Source organism: Streptococcus orisratti DSM 15617, assembly GCF_000380105.1.
In the GTDB taxonomy this organism is placed as follows: Bacteria; Bacillota; Bacilli; order Lactobacillales; family Streptococcaceae; genus Streptococcus; species Streptococcus orisratti.
In genome coordinates this window covers 59568-75505 of record NZ_KB904448.1, presented here as the reverse complement: position 1 = coordinate 75505, position 15938 = coordinate 59568, and the positions used below count along the sequence as shown (strand labels likewise).

The following is a 15938-nucleotide window of genomic DNA, read 5'->3' as shown; positions in this document are numbered from 1 at the left end:
CATTTCCAACAGTTTAAAACTTTTCTCCAGATTTTGGGGAGCTAGTCTGATTGCCTTGAGTATAAGTTGCAATTAAAATTGCCCATCTCGTTTATTATGTGCCATTCAAGAATGTTGCGTATTGTAAAATAAAAGCAATGAATTCCCTTAATTTCAGAGAGATCCAGAATAACATTGCTGTAAACGGAATCTTTTATGCCAAAGAAAGGCAAAAATAATTGTGAAGGAGAATAGTATTGAAATACTAAAATCCTCCCTTTTTCTCGGTCTGTCTTTGAAATGCAGTTTGTTGGAAAAATTGCTTAAATTTTCAGTTATTTTATGGTAGAATGGAAAGAAAATATGAGATGTCAGGGGTCTGTATGAAGTTAGTATCGAATGTGGCTAAGTTAAATGGAAAACTACGTGTGCCTGGGGATAAGTCCATCAGTCATCGCTCAATTATGTTTGGAAGTCTTGCTAAAGGCGTGACGAGAGTTCGTGATATTTTGCGTGGGGAGGATGTTTTGTCAACCATGCAAGTCTTTCGTGACTTAGGGGTTACCATTGAGGATGATGGTGACGTGGTGACGATACACGGCGTTGGTTTTAATGGTCTTAAAGCTCCGCAAAATAAATTAAACATGGGAAATTCTGGGACCTCAATCCGATTGATTTCAGGTGTTTTAGCTGGTCAGGACTTTGACGTTGAGATGTTTGGAGATGACAGTCTCTCTAAGCGCCCAATGGATCGTGTTACTATTCCCTTGCGCCAGATGGGCGTAGAGGTTTCAGGACAGACAGAACATGACTTGCCCCCATTAAAAATGCATGGTAGTAAGCATCTTACTCCAATCCACTATCAATTGCCTGTGGCATCTGCTCAGGTAAAATCCGCTCTGATTTTTGCTGCTTTGCAGGCAGAGGGGGAGTCACTAATTATTGAAAAAGAAAAAACTCGCAACCATACAGAGGATATGATTCTCCAATTTGGTGGTGACATTTCTGTTGATGGTAAAGAAATTCGCATTTCTGGTGGTCAAGAATTTCAGGGACAGGATGTTGTTGTACCAGGAGATATTTCTAGCGCCGCCTTTTGGTTAGTGGCTGGTTTGATTGTTCCTGATTCAAAAATTGTTCTTGAAAATGTTGGAATCAATGAAACCCGAACAGGAATTTTAGATGTCATTAAGGCAATGGGTGGAAACATCAAGCTTTCTCAGATTGATGAATTGGCCAAATCCGCAACAATTACAGTGGAAAGTTCTGACTTGCAAGGCATAGAAATTGGTGGCGATATTATTCCACGTTTGATTGATGAGTTGCCTGTGATTGCTCTACTTGCCACCCAAGCCAATGGAACGACCATTATCCGTGATGCTGAGGAACTGAAAGTAAAGGAAACGGATCGTATTCAGGTTGTTGCAGATGCTTTGAATAGTATGGGAGCTAATATTACGCCAACTGAGGATGGTATGATTATTCACGGAAAAACACCACTTCATGGTGCTGAAATTAACACTTTTGGAGATCATCGCATCGGCATGATGGCAGCTATAGCAGCTCTTTTGGTCAAAGAGGGCCAGGTTAGTCTGCAACGTGCAGAAGCCATCAACACCAGCTATCCAAGCTTTTTTGAAGATTTGAAAGGACTTATTCAGAATGGCTAAAATTTTACTTGGTTTCATGGGGGTGGGAAAAACTACCGTGGCTCACTATCTTAGCGGTCGGTTATTGGACATGGACACGATAATTGAGGAACGGATTGGTATGCCAATTGCTGACTTCTTTGCCAAAGAAGGTGAAGCGGCCTTTCGTCAGATTGAATCAGAGGTTTTAGAAGAACTTTTATCTCTTCAAGGAGACGTAGTTATCTCGACGGGCGGTGGTGTAGTTATTTCTCCAAAAAATCGGGACTTGCTCCGTCAAAACAGAAAATACAATGTCTTGTTGACGGCTTCCTTTGATGTCCTTTATGAGCGTATCCTTCAAGATAAACTTTCCAAACGTCCCCTCTTTTTGAATAATTCCAAGGAAGATTTCCAAAAGATTTATCAAGGTCGTATGGATTTGTATGACGGTTTGGCAGATGTCATTATTAACACTGACAATCGAACACCAGAAGAAATAGCAAGGTTAATTCAATGTATGTAGCTTATTTGGGGCCAAGCGGCTCGTTTACGCATAATGTGGCCTTGGAAACATTCCCAAATGAGGATTTGGTTTCTTTGCCAACAATATCAGAAGTTATCAAGGCTTATGAAGAAGGTCAGGTGGATCTTGCCATTGTTCCCATCGAAAATTCCATTGAAGGACCCGTTCATGAAACATCAGATTACCTTTTTCATAGCACCAATATTACAGCTGTTGCGGAAATCATACAGCCTATCAAACAGCAACTGATGGCAACGGCAAAGGATAAAAAAATTGAAAAGATTTTTTCGCATCCACAAGCGATTGCTCAGGGCAAAAAATATGTGACAGAAAATTATCCAAATGTTATAATTGAAGCAACACCCAGCACTGCCTATGCAGCTCGCTTGGTAGCGGCTCACCCTAATGATAATTTTGCTGCGATTGCACCACATGCGGCAGCTGATGAGTATGGTTTGGAAATCGTTGCGCAGGACATTCACGAAATAGAGGACAATTACACACGTTTTTGGGTTATTGGTCACTGTCGTGTCAATATTAATCTGCCCAAGATTGCAAAAACTATTTCGCTGGCGTTTACTCTTCCGGATAATCTTCCTGGAGCCCTCTATAAAGCCCTCTCGGTTTTTGCTTGGCGAGGGATTGATTTGACTAAAATTGAGAGTCGTCCGTTGAAAACAGTCCTTGGCGAATACTTTTTTATTATTGATTTTGATAATCATAATGAAAAACTAGTTTCTTTTGCACTTGAAGAGTTGCAGGCTATAGGTATTAGCTATAAAATTTTAGGACAATATAACGTTTATAAAATATCATAAGGTTCACCGTATCCTCCACCAAAGAAAAGTACGTATGAGAAAATAAAGAATGATTTGGAATGAGATATGTCAAACAATAGTAATTTAAACCATCACGAACAGCTCCGTTATCGCTATCTGCTCTCTAATTTGCGTTTTTTGAATGAATATGAGAAGCAAGAATTTGACTACTTGCGTCAAAAATCGGAGTTAAAACAATCGAATCACACCAGAGTTCAACAAGATAATTCATCCACATATTTACAGTCTGTGTATGACCAAACCATGGAAATAGATGTTGAAGAGCCAACCACCAACCTGCCTAGTAAGTTTACAGAACAAGGGTTGCCCATTTTCCCAACAGAGGATTCTAGATCTAGACGATCTACACGACATCAATCAAAGTTGAAATCTGAAAACCTTAATTCTTATCAGGAAGTCCCTCCCTATCCAGAAAGAATACCTGATGAAGTCTCAACCTCACCCGCTCCTAAAAAGGTGAAAAGACCGAAAAAAAAGCGAAAAAAAGGGAGAATTAAACGTTTCTTTCAACTATTGGCTATTTTACTTTTACTTGTTTTTGCAGGCATGATTTACATGTTTTATAAAGGAATGTCAGATGTCTCTAGCGGAAAAACTAATTATTCGCCTGCAGTTACAGAGGAATTTAATGGTGTTGATACAGCAGATGGTACTAATATTCTAATTTTGGGGAGTGATCAGCGGATCACTCAAGGGTCATCTGATGCTCGTACAGATACTATCATGGTTATGAACATCGGCAATAAGGATGGTAAGATTAAGCTAGTTAGTTTTATGCGTGATACTTTAGTTAATATTCCAAATGTTAGTTACGGAGATTCTTACGATCAAAAACTTAATGTAGCATTTAATATCGGTGAACAAGATAATAATCAAGGAGCTGAATTGATGCGGCAGACCTTGAAGAATAATTTTGATCTTGATATAAAATATTATGTTATGGTTGATTTTGAGACCTTTGCTGAAGCAGTTGACACACTTTTCCCAAATGGTGTCGAGATTAATGCTAAATTTCATACGATTAATGGGGAAGAAGTAAGTTCTGTTGAAGTGCCAAACGATATTGGGTTTGGAGATCAGTCTACTGCCTATCAAACGATCAAGGTGGGCAAACAACGGATGAATGGTCAAACACTTTTAAACTATGCTCGTTTCAGAAGTGATGATTCTGCTGATTTCGGTCGTACAGAACGCCAACAGCAAGTAATTTCAGCACTCATTAGTCAGGTTAAAGATCCGACTAAACTCTTTACCGGTTCAGCAGCCATTGGAAAAATTTATGCATTGACCTCAACCAACATTTCCTATCCTCTTCTTCTTAAGGAAGGACTATCAACGATGATTGGTGGTAAAGGTATCGAGCACATAACCGTTCCATCACAAGGAGATTGGGTGGATGAGTATGATATGTACGGTGGTTTAGGAATCTTGATCGATTTTGAAAAATATCAAGGACAATTAGCTGACCTTGGCTTACGGTAAATATGATATAATAGGGAGATGACAATCTCTCTTTTTTCATTTTGAAAATAGCAGAGCTTCGTAAGAGAAAGAGGAAAACATGTTACAAAAGAACGATATCGTAGAAGTTGAGGTTTCTGACCTTAGTCATGATGGTGCAGGTATTGCCAAAGTTGACGGGCTTGTTTTTTTTGTTGAAAATGCCTTGCCAACAGAAATTATACAAATGCGTGTGCTAAAAATTAAAAAGAATATTGGTTTTGGTAGGGTTGAAAATTATCTAACTAAGTCTGTCTTTCGTAATGATGCGGTTGATACAGCTTATTTACGTACTGGTATTGCTGATTTTGGTCACTTGGCCTATAGCGAACAACTTAAATATAAGACTAAGCAAGTTAGGGATAACCTTTACAAGACTGCAGGAATTTCTGATGTTGAAGTCTTGGAGACGATAGGTATGACTATTCCCTACGCCTACCGCAACAAAGCTCAAGTGCCTGTTCGTCGTATCAAGGGACAGTTAGAAACTGGTTTTTTCCGAAAAAACTCCCATGAATTAATGCCTATTGAAGATTATTACATTCAAAACAAGGAGATAGATAGACTGATTAATTTCACGCGGGATTTGCTGCGTCGCTTTGACCTCAAGCCTTACGATGAGAAAGAACAGACAGGCTTGATTCGTAATATCGTTGTTCGTCGTGGGTACTACTCAGGTGAGATGATGTTGGTTCTTGTCACGACACGTCCAAAAGTCTTTCGGATTGAACAGTTGATAGCAGAGCTTATTATTGAATTTCCAGAAGTAAAATCAATCGTTCAAAACATTAACGATAAAAACACCAATGCTATCTTTGGCGATGATTTTAGAACTCTTTATGGTAAAGATACAATTGTTGATAGTATGCTGGGCAATCAATATGAGATTTCGGCTCGTTCATTTTATCAAGTTAACACTGAAATGGCTGAAAAGCTTTATCAAACGGCTATCGATTTTTCAGATTTATCAGAGGATGATGTGGTTATTGATGCTTACTCAGGTATCGGGACGATTGGGCTTTCGTTTGCTAAAAATGTCAAAGAGGTTTACGGCGTCGAAGTAATTGAAGAAGCTGTGGAAGATGCCAAAAGAAATGCTGCGCTAAACGGTATTACCAATGCGCATTATGTCGCTGATTCGGCTGAGAACGCTATGGCACAATGGAACAGACAGGGCATCAAGCCTGATGTTATTCTAGTTGATCCGCCACGTAAAGGTTTGACCGAAAGTTTCATCAAAGCAAGCGCAGACATGTCACCAAGAAAAATCACCTACATCTCCTGCAATCCAGCTACCATGGCGCGTGACATCAAACGTTACGAAGAATTGGGCTATAAATTGCAAAAAGTGCAGCCAGTGGATTTGTTTCCGCAGACGCATCACATCGAGTGTGTTGTTCTGCTCGTAAGAGCCTAGAAACCTTTGAACGAAAGGGATAATGAAAAGCCTTGATTGCAAGGCTTTTTGTCGTATGGGGGGAAGTATCAGAGTGAGGAAATTTTTGGAATGAGTAGAAGTGATAGCTAGAAATTATTAGTTTTTATTTCCATTTACCCTGTGGGTACGTGTTTGTTTCCATTGACAAGGAGTTTGTGGGAATAGAAACGTACCCACCTTGTTTTAATCAAGTGAAGTGTAGTTGAAGGAAATCTGTTGAAAGCTATACTTCATTTTACCGAATAAGTAATAATTTAGGCAACTTCAAATCGATTAAAAAAAACTATTTTAAAGGTTAAGAGTAGACAAAAATTGTCCACTCTTTTTTGTAAACTCAATTTATCAATAAATGAAATGAGGGAATGTAAAATGAAATATTTTGAGGTTGAGTTAGAAAATCCTGATGAATTTTTTAAACTACAAACAGAAGATTTTGTGAAAGCTAATCGCTTGCTACTAAGGAAGATAATCCAGAGCGTTACAGTCTATGAAGAACACTTCGTCATATCCTTTAAATCTGGCATCGAATTGGAAGTATGAGACTCATTCCATAACTTTTATATTGAACATATCATCTTGTTGTGTTATACTATAAATTGATATAAACAAAGATGTAGGAGGAACCGAAACTATGACAGCCTCAATGCGTTTAAGATAAGCTGGCAATAAAAAAAGCAGAATCTATACCCGATGATAGGCTTTTTTGTTGTGCTTATTTATACGATATTGAGCATTCATTAGTTACGGTGAGGATATTGGTTATTTAACTATACCTTTATTTAACTATGTCTTTAATATGAATGTTTCCAAATTGTATGTATGCAGACCAAAAGCCACATTGTGGGGTTTGGCCTGCATTTTTTATTGCCTAGAATGCTATTCAAAATAGAAATTCAAGCAAAATAATATGCAGGAGATAATATAAATGGAAAAATACAACAATTGGAAACTTAAGTTTTATACAATATGGGCAGGGCAAGCAGTATCATTAATCACTAGTGCCATCTTGCAAATGGCGATTATTTTTTACCTTACAGAAAAAACTGGATCCGCGATGGTCTTGTCTATGGCTTCACTATTAGGTTTTTTACCCTATGCGGTCTTTGGACCTGCAATTGGTGTGCTAGTGGATCGTCATGATAGGAAGAAGATAATGATTGGTGCTGATTTAATTATCGCAGCAGCTGGTTCGGTGCTTACTATTGTTGCATTCTATATGGAGCTACCTGTCTGGATGGTTATGATAGTATTGTTTATCCGTAGCATTGGAACAGCTTTTCACACCCCGGCTCTCAATGCGGTTACGCCACTTTTAGTACCAGAAGAACAGCTTACGAAATGTGCAGGCTATAGTCAGTCTTTGCAGTCTATAAGCTATATTGTTAGTCCGGCGGTTGCAGCACTCTTATACTCCGTTTGGGAACTAAATGCTATTATTGCCATCGATGTATTGGGTGCTGTGATTGCATCTATTACGGTAGCAATTGTACGTATTCCTAAGCTGGGTGATCGCGTGCAAAGTTTGGACCCAAATTTCATAAGAGAAATGAAAGAAGGAATGGCTGTACTACGGCAAAATAAAGGATTATTTGCTTTATTACTCGTTGGAACATTATATATGTTTGTTTATATGCCAATTAATGCACTATTCCCTTTAATTAGCATGGATTACTTTAATGGAACACCTGTGCATATTTCTATTACGGAAATTTCCTTTGCATCTGGAATGTTGATAGGGGGTCTATTATTAGGGTTATTTGGGAATTACCAAAAGCGAATCTTATTAATAACGGCATCCATTTTTATGATGGGGATAAGCTTAACCATTTCAGGATTACTTCCCCAAAGTGGATTTTTCATTTTTGTAGTCTGCTGTGCAATAATGGGGCTTTCTGTTCCGTTTTACAGCGGTGTGCAAACAGCTCTTTTTCAGGAGAAAATTAAGCCTGAATATTTAGGACGTGTATTTTCTTTAACTGGAAGTATCATGTCTCTTGCTATGCCAATTGGATTAATTCTTTCTGCACTCTTTGCTGATAGAATCGGTGTAAATCATTGGTTTTTACTATCAGGTATTTTAATTATTTGCATTGCAATAGTTTGCCCAATGATAAATGAGATTAGAAAATTAGATTTAAAATAAACAATATTGGAGGGATATTTATGTATCTTATTTTCATGTAATTCTTCCTGCTAAAATCGCAGGGTTTTTCCTGCGTACAAGCAAATGAAAGCATGCGATTATAGACAGGAGGAAATGTTATGGAATTAATATTAAAAGCAAAAGACATTCGTGTGGAATTCAAAGGACACGATGTTTTAGATATAAATGAATTAGAAGTATATGATTATGACCGTATTGGTTTAGTAGGAGCAAATGGTGCAGGAAAAAGCACTTTATTCAAGGTACTTTTAGGAGAATTAATTCCCCCAGGATGTAAAATGAATCATCTGGGTGAACTTGCCTATATTCCCCAGTTGGACGAAGTAACTCTGCAGGAGGAAAAAGGTTTTGCACTTGTAGGCAAGCTAGGTGTTGAGCAATTAAATATACAGACCATGAGCGGTGGTGAAGAAACAAGGCTTAAAATAGCACAGGCCTTATCGGCACAGGTTCATGGTATTTTAGCGGATGAACCTACGAGCCATTTAGACCGTGAAGGAATTGATTTTCTAATAGGACAGCTAAAATATTTTACAGGTGCACTGTTAGTTATTAGCCATGACCGCTATTTTCTTGATGAAATAGTAGATAAAATATGGGAACTGAAAGATGGCAAAATCACTGAGTATTGGGGAAACTATTCTGATTATCTTCGTCAGAAACAGGAAGAACGTAAGAGTCAAGCTGCAGAATACGAACAATTTATTGCGGAACGTGCTCGATTGGAAAGGGCTGCGGAGGAAAAGCGGAAACAGGCTCGTAAAATAGAACAGAAGGCAAAAGGTTCTTCAAAGAAAAAAAGTACTGAAGGCGGAGGGCGTTTAGCTCATCAAAAATCAATAGGAAGTAAGGAAAAAAAGATGTATAATGCCGCTAAATCCCTAGAGAACAGGATTGCGGCATTAGGAAAAGTAGAAGCTCCGGAAGGCATTCGCAGAATTCGTTTCAGGCAAAGTAATGCATTGGAGCTCCATAATCCATACCCTATAGTCGGTGTGGAAATTAATAAAGTATTTGGGGATAAGGCACTGTTTGAAAATGCATCTTTTCAAATTCCGCTAGGAGCAAAAGTGGCGTTAACTGGTGGTAATGGAACCGGAAAAACAACTTTAATCCAAATGATCTTAAACCATGAAGAAGGAATTTCTATTTCACCTAAGGCAAAAATAGGTTACTTTGCACAGAATGGTTACAAGTACAACAGTAATCAGAATGTTATGGAGTTTATGCAGACGGATTGTGATTACAATATATCAGAAATTCGTTCTGTGCTAGCATCTATAGGGTTCAAACAGAACGATATTGGAAAAAGCTTATCTGTTTTAAGCGGTGGAGAAATTATAAAATTGTTGCTTGCTAAAATGCTCATGGGTAGATATAACATCCTAATAATGGATGAACCCAGTAACTTCCTTGACATACCAAGTTTAGAGGCTTTGGAAATACTAATGAAGGAGTACACCGGAACTATCGTGTTTATCACCCACGATAAACGATTACTCGAAAATGTAGCTGATGTAGTTTATGAAATTAGAGATAAGAAAATTAAGCTGAAACATTAAATTTTAGGTAGTCGCTGGTCAGTATAGTCTGTTCTGGCTGGCGACTCCATTGTTAAAGAGTATAAAGACTTGAGATTTTATGAAGATTAAAAATAGGAACAGTCAATTGAACTGCTCCTATTTTTCTGCTAAATATGTTGTAGTTTTCTTATATGTATAATGATAGATTAGTGGATTCTCATCTACGGTGCTTACGTCGAAAATGAAGAAGTGATCACGGTTATCTCTAGTCTTTTCCTTATTGAGGACAAAGTAATTCTTATGAGAAGTTGCCATTGTTTTGAGGATATCATCGGTCAGGAAGGTCAATGGAATATTCATATTGGAGTAGCGATAAAAGTCACGTTCAAAATCTTGGTAGCTCTCGCTGTAATAGTCCATTTGCAGGTGATTACGCTGAAATTCAAGCTGATTCATAAAGCACCTCCTCAACAAGTTCAATACAAATAATATCTTTCAATTTCAGATTGATGTGACCAGTTGGAGTTTTTATCAAAATGAAATCTTTGGTCAGACTTGGTATTGTTCCAGTGTAGGAAACACGCTTGTTTTTTTCAATCACTTGAATGCGCGTGTTTAGTTGGCTAGCGTATACTTGACTGAGGAGTAATAATTTCTTCTCTAGTGACAAATCTGACATGTACGTTACTTTGTTAGCATCATCAGAAAGAGCAGATGTATGCTCAGATAGGAAAAATCCCATCCATTTTTGCATCTTTGTATCCTGGTACTCTCTTGCTGACTGAAATGGTAAGTATGAACGGTCAATCATTTCAAATCCTTTCTATGTAGTCGCAAGTATATTTTTATCAAATTGAATCGTAAAACCTTGAATTTCCCCACCTGTATGATGTTCTTTAAAGCGATTGATTATCTCAGTATAGATCATCATAGAAGAGCTTGTTGGCTTAATGCTAAATGTAAATTCCAATGGTAATCGGTTTTCAGATTTAGCATGTACTAGTCGTATCGATATTTCAGTTGTTTTGAGTTTTCTCTGACGAAGTTTTGAAGTTGCTGTTTCAACGATTCCATGTAAAAATCTTTCAAGCATTTCAATATCATTACATCCTTTGCTACGGATTTCTGAAAATTGTACTGTATTTTTTTCTTGTTTCATTTTAATCCCTCCAATCCACCAGCGGAATGACCGCCGATAAGTTTACTGCGTTCAATAGTTCTGGAACCTTCAGTTAGGACGGTTCCTTTTTGTATGGCTAAAAAGCCAAACTGTTCTCTGACAACATCAATAGCTGTCTGAAGTCTATTCTCTTTTTCAATTTGTTCTACATCATCAAAGAGTGATAGTAGAGTATAGCTTTCATCTACGAAACCACTATAAGATACACCAATTTGTCTCACTGCACCAGAGGTGTATTTCTTTCGGAATAACTCAAGTACATGACCAATCATTGTTTTTGGAAGATTTGCGGGGTCAATTTTTTTCTGAACATTTATAGATTTTTTCATCTCAGTCCTAGAATAGCCAATATGGATTGAAACAACAGTTGCTTTCTTATGGGCTGAACGCAGTCGATTAGCAACCTGGTCAGCCATTTCAGCTAATACGATTTCAATTTCTCTTTGGGTTCTGTAATCTCTAGGAAGTACTTGTGAGTTACCCAATCCTCGTGATTTTGGTTTATAGGGTTCATGGACGTTGCTCTCGTCAACTCCATTGGCGTGAAACCAAAGTTGAACACCGACTTTACCGAATTCTTTTTTGAGAATATCAGGATTGAAATTGGCTAGTTCTTTGATTGAATGAATACCAAGTTTTTGTAAATGAATCTCGGTTTTACTACCGATCCCCCAAAAGTCTGTTAATTTTGGAATGGCCCATACCTTGGTTTCTACATCTTCGTATGACCAGTTAGCTCTCATTGTAGCAGTTTTCTTAGCTTCATTATCTAGAGCTAGTTTAGCTAGAAGAGGATTGGAATTGCTCATTCCCACAGTTGAGATAATACCTGTTTTACGGTAAATATCTCTCTGAATCATAGCCGAAATATTATCTAACTTATCTTTCCTTGACATGGACTTATCAGAAATAAAGTAAGAGAGTGAGCTAGTAAGGTCAATAAAGCCTTCATCGATCGAATAGGGGAGAATGTCATCTGGAGCAGCATAATCTTGAAAGATATGCTGAATCTCTAGATTCTTCTCAATATATCTGTCCATGCGTGGCGGAACAATGAGTGTACGCTTTGCCCAGTGTTCGATGAAAGATTTATACTTCGGTGATACCTCAAGACCTTGTTTCCACGCATTCTGGTAGCTGAATTTTCGAGTGTTTATATCAAATGGCAAGTCGTAGGAACGACCTACATTTGCTTTACCGAATACTTTTTTAAACATTGGAGAAGAAGCGAGAATCAATCCTGCCGAGTTGTCTGCACGGCTCATGACGCACAGTGATGTATAGAGTGGATGCAAACCTCTATCCACACATTCTACAGAAGCGTAGAAGGACTTCATATCGAGGAAGGCTATGTCACTTTGAGGTTCAATAGAATAGTCGATATAGCCCATAGGATTATCTTCTTTTGAGTTTTTCTAGCTCTTCGATAAGCTCACCGATGTAGTCCGTGATGTCGTATTCAAATTTGTCAGGGGTGAAGATAATACGTTCGTCTTTGATGTAAATCATTTCTTTAACATACATTGGTATTGTCATCCTCCTCGGTCATAGCAATCAAAATAGAATCCTCAATCAAAAATGCGTAGGGATAGATTGTTACGTCATCATTTTGAGGAATAAGAATTTCATCGAATCCTTCATTCTCTAGCCGCTCTTCAAAGTTGTCCATTTTGAAAATTTCAACTTTACAATCAGGATTGAAACCATATGTTCCAAGTTCTAAAATATCTTTTAATTTCATGACTACACTCCCTCGACAGGCATAAAGTGTCCAACAACTAGACCAACAATTCTCGGCTCATCTTCATAAGGGATGAACTTTTCAGGATAGTCCTTATTCAGGGAAACCATTCTGAACCCATATTCTTCGCGGTAGAGTTTTTTGATATAAACTGAGTCATTCCATGATAATGCATAGACAGCTCCATCATAATCGAATCCGTTCGAGCGAATAAGCGCGACTTCACCACTCTTATAAACAGGCTCCATAGAATCTCCCTCAATCCAAGCTGCAAAGTCGTAACCGTATTGTTCCTCATCGGAGTAGACAGTTTCAGTTTCAAACTCGTCAAAGAATCCTTCTCCGAGACCAGCAGATAGTTGAACATCTGATAGAACTTGTACTGAGAAGAGTGGAGTGACGTTTGAGGTTTGTTGTGAAAGTAGAAGCTCCTCCACATACTCCTCTGCCTTTACTTGGTTGTTAGGAGATAACTGAAGATAGTTATTGACGATATTGTATTCAGATTCAAAATAAGTGACTGGAACATCTAGGATTTTGGCGAGAGCTGTGAGGTTTTTCTGATTTGGGATAGATTTACCTGATTCCCACTTACTATAAGAAGCTCTATTGATATCCAATTTATTGGCAATTTCAGACTGATTTAAATTTTTTTCAATTCTTTTTTCTTTGAGACGAATTCCCGAAAACATGTTGCTCTACCTTTGTTGCTTTATTATGCAACAATTATATAAAAAAAAGATAAATTTTTCAAGAATAGAATAATTTCGTTCGTATCTAAAATTTTTAATTCCCAAAAAAGAATAAAAATTGACGCCTTTTTGGGTTTGTGGTATGATTGTACTTTAGAAAGGTAGATCATATGCTTAATGAATTTGAGTTCAGGGATTGGCTTGTATTAAATAAAAGTTATTCTCAGAAGGTAGTGAAAGATATAGTATGTCGTTTAAATAGAGTAAATAGATATTTAGGGTTAAATCAAAATTTAAAAATTGATAGTTATTATGAAATCATAGCGGATATTTCTGCATCATCTTCTGTAAAGTCACAGTTAAGACGATCTATTCGCCTTTATTTTGAGTTTTTAGAATTTTATCATTCCCATACAGAGCAGACAAATGAGATTACAAATCCAATTAAAGTTTGTTCCATGTTCTCTAATATTGGTGTAGCAGAAGCATATCTAGAAAAAATAGGATTTGATGTTGTTGTTGCTAATGAATTGGAGGAAAGGCGCGCAAAGCTATATTCTTCAATATATCCAAGGACTGAAATGATTGTCGGAGACATAACTAATCAAGACGTTTTTGATATGTTTGTAGAAAAAGCTAAAAGCAAAAATGTAGATGTCTTAATGGCTACTCCGCCATGTCAGGGTATGAGTACAGCTGGAAGGCAGCAGATAGATGATGATCGGAATATGTTGATTTTACCTGTTATTGATGCAGTAGAGTTAATCAATCCGAAATATGTTTTTATAGAAAATGTACCAATGTTTCTTAAAACGAGTATATTTGTTGAAGGCGAAAATAAATTAATTATTGATTTTTTACAAGAAAAACTATCAGAAAAATATCGCTTTAGTATTTCATCTATTGATGTGAGCGATTTCGGAGTCCCTCAAAGTAGGGAAAGAGCTATAATATTACTTACAAGAATAGATCTTGATTTAATTTGGGAAATTCCTACACCTGATGGCAAGAAGGTAACATTAAGAGATGCTATAGGACATTTACCAGATTTAGATCCTTTTATTAAGGATTTAAATGAGGAAGAACGTAATAAAATATTTCCGTTCTTTTCTGAGAAACGTGCTAAAGCGTTAAAAATTTCAAAGTGGCATGAGCCACCACATCATATTTTTAGGCAAGTGGAAGTAATGCAACATACGGCATCAGGGGAAACTGCATTTGATAATGAGGTATTTTATCCTCGAAAAGCTGATGGAACAGCAGTTAAGGGCTACAGAAATACCTATAAGCGGCAGAGTTGGGATCGCCCAGCTTATACAGTTACTATGGATAATAGAAAAATATCCTCTCAAAATAATGTTCATCCTGGGAGAAAAATTACTACCAAAAACGGAGAAAATATTTATTCAGATGCTAGGACTCTGACTTTATATGAAATAATGTTAATTATGACAATTCCAGAAAATTGGAATATTCCAGATAACGCTCCAGAGGCTTTTGTTCGCCGAATAATAGGTGAAGGGATTCCTCCACTTTTCGTAAAAAAAGTATTTAATAACTTATCTGGTATAAGAGGTATGGAATGATGGAAAAAATTAGGGGGTTGTCTTTATTCTCAAATGTTGGAGTGGCCGAGGCTTATTTCGAAGACATTGGAGTTGCTATCAAAGTGGCTAACGAGATAGATGAAAAACGTGCAAAGTTTTATGAGCATCTTTACCCAAAAACCAAAATGATTTGTGGTGATATTACAGATGATAATATACGCGATGAAATTGTAAATCAATCTATTGAAAATAAAGTAAATTTCATTATTGCAACACCACCGTGCCAAGGTATGAGTGAAGCTGGTTTGAGGAAAGAATTCGATGAACGAAATCAGTTGATTTTTTATGCAATAGATGTTATTAAGAGAATAAAGCCAGAATTTATTTTATTAGAAAATGTACCAAAACAATTGACGACAAAAATCGTGCACAATGATGAAATTATGTTAATTCCAGAGTATATCAAAATGGAACTAGGGATGGATTATAAATTTAACGATGACACTTTAATAAAAGCTAGGTATCAAGGTGTTCCTCAGTTACGAGAAAGAAATATTTATATTTTAGTTCGGAATGATATAGATATTAAATGGGAATTTCCTGAAGAATTGCCTGAAATCACTTTAGAAGAAGCGATTGGGGGGTTGCCATCTCTTGACCCAGAAATTCGAGAAGGAAAGGATATTACATTGAAAATGTTTCCGAATTTTGAAACGAAAAGACTAGAAGGATTAAAAGTTTCAAAATGGCACTATCCTCCTGTTCATTCGTTAAGGCATGTTGAATGGATGCAACATACTCCAACAGGTACTTCAGCAATATACAATAAAGAATATTATCCATGTAAGAAAGATGGAAAAAGAATAAAAGCACACCATAATAATTATAGACGGCAAAAATGGGATATGGCGGGTCGTACAATAACTCAAAATAATGGTGTAATCTCATCACTTGCTTGCGTACACCCAGGTAGGTTGATAAAAGGAACCAATTTATACTCGGATGCAAGAGTTCTAACAATTTATGAAATACTAATCGTAATGAGTTTGCCTCTAGACTGGAATATACCTGATTGGGCGAATGAGCGCTTCATTAGGCGAGTAATTGGAGAAGGGATACCATCAAATATGGTCAAACGAATAATGTTAGAGCTTTTGAAAAAATTAGATGGAGCGAGATAA

General features: G+C 37.1%; 17 protein-coding genes. 10 read left to right on the top strand and 7 right to left on the bottom strand.

Annotated features, from left to right (window positions below):
* Positions 1 to 362 precede the first annotated feature (362 nt).
* The 8 genes from aroA to msr(D) all read left to right on the top strand — a co-directional run bounded on the left by aroA (position 363) and on the right by msr(D) (position 9636).
* Complete coding sequence (gene aroA, locus A3I7_RS0100420; protein WP_018374811.1) at positions 363 to 1649, top strand: 3-phosphoshikimate 1-carboxyvinyltransferase; 1287 nt, start codon at positions 363 to 365, stop codon at positions 1647 to 1649.
* Positions 1642 to 2133 carry a shikimate kinase gene (locus A3I7_RS0100415; protein WP_018374810.1) on the top strand — a complete coding sequence of 164 codons (492 nt, stop codon included), beginning with the start codon at positions 1642 to 1644 and terminating at the stop codon, positions 2131 to 2133. Before aroA ends, A3I7_RS0100415 begins: the two co-directional genes overlap by 8 nt.
* The gene (pheA, locus tag A3I7_RS0100410; RefSeq protein ID WP_018374809.1) at positions 2124 to 2951 is read left to right on the top strand and encodes a prephenate dehydratase; all 828 of its coding nucleotides are present in this window, start codon (positions 2124 to 2126) and stop codon (positions 2949 to 2951) included. The genes A3I7_RS0100415 and pheA overlap by 10 nt, the downstream gene beginning before the upstream one ends.
* A 66-nt stretch (positions 2952 to 3017) precedes the next feature.
* Positions 3018 to 4454: an LCP family protein gene (locus tag A3I7_RS0100405; protein ID WP_018374808.1), complete on the top strand. Its 1437-nt coding sequence runs from the start codon at positions 3018 to 3020 to the stop codon at positions 4452 to 4454.
* Between the two features lie 79 nt (positions 4455 to 4533).
* Positions 4534 to 5889, top strand: a complete 1356-nt coding sequence (gene rlmD, locus A3I7_RS0100400) for a 23S rRNA (uracil(1939)-C(5))-methyltransferase RlmD (RefSeq protein ID WP_018374807.1) — start codon at positions 4534 to 4536, stop codon at positions 5887 to 5889.
* A 390-nt stretch (positions 5890 to 6279) separates the two neighbouring features.
* Positions 6280 to 6450, top strand: a complete 171-nt coding sequence (locus tag A3I7_RS0100395) for a hypothetical protein (RefSeq protein ID WP_014638243.1) — start codon at positions 6280 to 6282, stop codon at positions 6448 to 6450.
* Positions 6451 to 6835: 385 nt separating this feature from the next.
* Positions 6836 to 8053, top strand: a complete 1218-nt coding sequence (gene mef(A), locus A3I7_RS0100390) for a macrolide efflux MFS transporter Mef(A) (RefSeq protein ID WP_018374806.1) — start codon at positions 6836 to 6838, stop codon at positions 8051 to 8053.
* Between the two features lie 119 nt (positions 8054 to 8172).
* Positions 8173 to 9636, top strand: a complete 1464-nt coding sequence (gene msr(D) / locus A3I7_RS0100385; protein WP_018374805.1) for an ABC-F type ribosomal protection protein Msr(D) — start codon at positions 8173 to 8175, stop codon at positions 9634 to 9636.
* Between the two features lie 117 nt (positions 9637 to 9753).
* On the opposite strand, the gene A3I7_RS0100380 is transcribed toward msr(D), so the two are convergent.
* Genes A3I7_RS0100380 through A3I7_RS0100350 form a run of 7 tightly spaced genes read right to left on the bottom strand, consistent with a single transcriptional unit; the run spans position 9754 to position 13210 of the window.
* Positions 9754 to 10053: a DUF5960 family protein gene (locus A3I7_RS0100380; protein WP_018374804.1), complete on the bottom strand. Its 300-nt coding sequence runs from the start codon at positions 10051 to 10053 to the stop codon at positions 9754 to 9756.
* Positions 10040 to 10408 carry a hypothetical protein gene (locus tag A3I7_RS0100375; protein WP_018374803.1) on the bottom strand — a complete coding sequence of 123 codons (369 nt, stop codon included), beginning with the start codon at positions 10406 to 10408 and terminating at the stop codon, positions 10040 to 10042. The genes A3I7_RS0100380 and A3I7_RS0100375 overlap by 14 nt, the downstream gene beginning before the upstream one ends.
* Before the next feature lie 12 nt (positions 10409 to 10420).
* Positions 10421 to 10756, bottom strand: coding sequence for a DinB/UmuC family translesion DNA polymerase (locus A3I7_RS0100370; RefSeq protein ID WP_018374802.1), 336 nt, complete (start codon positions 10754 to 10756; stop codon positions 10421 to 10423).
* The gene (locus tag A3I7_RS0100365; RefSeq protein ID WP_018374801.1) at positions 10753 to 12168 is read right to left on the bottom strand and encodes a Y-family DNA polymerase; all 1416 of its coding nucleotides are present in this window, start codon (positions 12166 to 12168) and stop codon (positions 10753 to 10755) included. The genes A3I7_RS0100370 and A3I7_RS0100365 overlap by 4 nt, the downstream gene beginning before the upstream one ends.
* Before the next feature lie 4 nt (positions 12169 to 12172).
* Positions 12173 to 12301: a hypothetical protein gene (locus A3I7_RS14700; protein ID WP_018374800.1), complete on the bottom strand. Its 129-nt coding sequence runs from the start codon at positions 12299 to 12301 to the stop codon at positions 12173 to 12175.
* Positions 12291 to 12518 carry a hypothetical protein gene (locus A3I7_RS0100355; RefSeq protein ID WP_018374799.1) on the bottom strand — a complete coding sequence of 76 codons (228 nt, stop codon included), beginning with the start codon at positions 12516 to 12518 and terminating at the stop codon, positions 12291 to 12293. The genes A3I7_RS14700 and A3I7_RS0100355 overlap by 11 nt, the downstream gene beginning before the upstream one ends.
* Positions 12519 to 12520: 2 nt before the next feature.
* Complete coding sequence (locus tag A3I7_RS0100350; RefSeq protein WP_018374798.1) at positions 12521 to 13210, bottom strand: XRE family transcriptional regulator; 690 nt, start codon at positions 13208 to 13210, stop codon at positions 12521 to 12523.
* A 170-nt stretch (positions 13211 to 13380) separates the two neighbouring features.
* Between A3I7_RS0100350 and A3I7_RS0100345 the strand changes: the two genes are divergently transcribed.
* Positions 13381 to 14796 carry a DNA cytosine methyltransferase gene (locus A3I7_RS0100345; RefSeq protein ID WP_018374797.1) on the top strand — a complete coding sequence of 472 codons (1416 nt, stop codon included), beginning with the start codon at positions 13381 to 13383 and terminating at the stop codon, positions 14794 to 14796.
* Positions 14793 to 15938, top strand: a complete 1146-nt coding sequence (locus A3I7_RS0100340) for a DNA cytosine methyltransferase (protein WP_015057760.1) — start codon at positions 14793 to 14795, stop codon at positions 15936 to 15938. Before A3I7_RS0100345 ends, A3I7_RS0100340 begins: the two co-directional genes overlap by 4 nt.

What these genes read in the sequence shown, in the direction of transcription:
- aroA (WP_018374811.1), top strand. Translation starts at nt 363, where the DNA reads ATGAAGTTAGTATCGAATGTGGCTAAGTTAAATGGAAAACTACGTGTG.
- A3I7_RS0100415 (WP_018374810.1), top strand. Translation starts at nt 1,642, where the DNA reads ATGGCTAAAATTTTACTTGGTTTCATGGGGGTGGGAAAAACTACCGTG.
- pheA (WP_018374809.1), top strand. Translation starts at nt 2,124, where the DNA reads ATGTATGTAGCTTATTTGGGGCCAAGCGGCTCGTTTACGCATAATGTG.
- A3I7_RS0100405 (WP_018374808.1), top strand. Translation starts at nt 3,018, where the DNA reads ATGTCAAACAATAGTAATTTAAACCATCACGAACAGCTCCGTTATCGC.
- rlmD (WP_018374807.1), top strand. Translation starts at nt 4,534, where the DNA reads ATGTTACAAAAGAACGATATCGTAGAAGTTGAGGTTTCTGACCTTAGT.
- A3I7_RS0100395 (WP_014638243.1), top strand. Translation starts at nt 6,280, where the DNA reads ATGAAATATTTTGAGGTTGAGTTAGAAAATCCTGATGAATTTTTTAAA.
- A3I7_RS0100380 (WP_018374804.1), bottom strand. Translation starts at nt 10,053, where the DNA reads ATGAATCAGCTTGAATTTCAGCGTAATCACCTGCAAATGGACTATTAC.
- A3I7_RS0100375 (WP_018374803.1), bottom strand. Translation starts at nt 10,408, where the DNA reads ATGATTGACCGTTCATACTTACCATTTCAGTCAGCAAGAGAGTACCAG.
- A3I7_RS0100370 (WP_018374802.1), bottom strand. Translation starts at nt 10,756, where the DNA reads ATGAAACAAGAAAAAAATACAGTACAATTTTCAGAAATCCGTAGCAAA.
- A3I7_RS0100365 (WP_018374801.1), bottom strand. Translation starts at nt 12,168, where the DNA reads ATGGGCTATATCGACTATTCTATTGAACCTCAAAGTGACATAGCCTTC.
- A3I7_RS14700 (WP_018374800.1), bottom strand. Translation starts at nt 12,301, where the DNA reads ATGTATGTTAAAGAAATGATTTACATCAAAGACGAACGTATTATCTTC.
- A3I7_RS0100355 (WP_018374799.1), bottom strand. Translation starts at nt 12,518, where the DNA reads ATGAAATTAAAAGATATTTTAGAACTTGGAACATATGGTTTCAATCCT.
- A3I7_RS0100350 (WP_018374798.1), bottom strand. Translation starts at nt 13,210, where the DNA reads ATGTTTTCGGGAATTCGTCTCAAAGAAAAAAGAATTGAAAAAAATTTA.
- A3I7_RS0100345 (WP_018374797.1), top strand. Translation starts at nt 13,381, where the DNA reads ATGCTTAATGAATTTGAGTTCAGGGATTGGCTTGTATTAAATAAAAGT.
- A3I7_RS0100340 (WP_015057760.1), top strand. Translation starts at nt 14,793, where the DNA reads ATGATGGAAAAAATTAGGGGGTTGTCTTTATTCTCAAATGTTGGAGTG.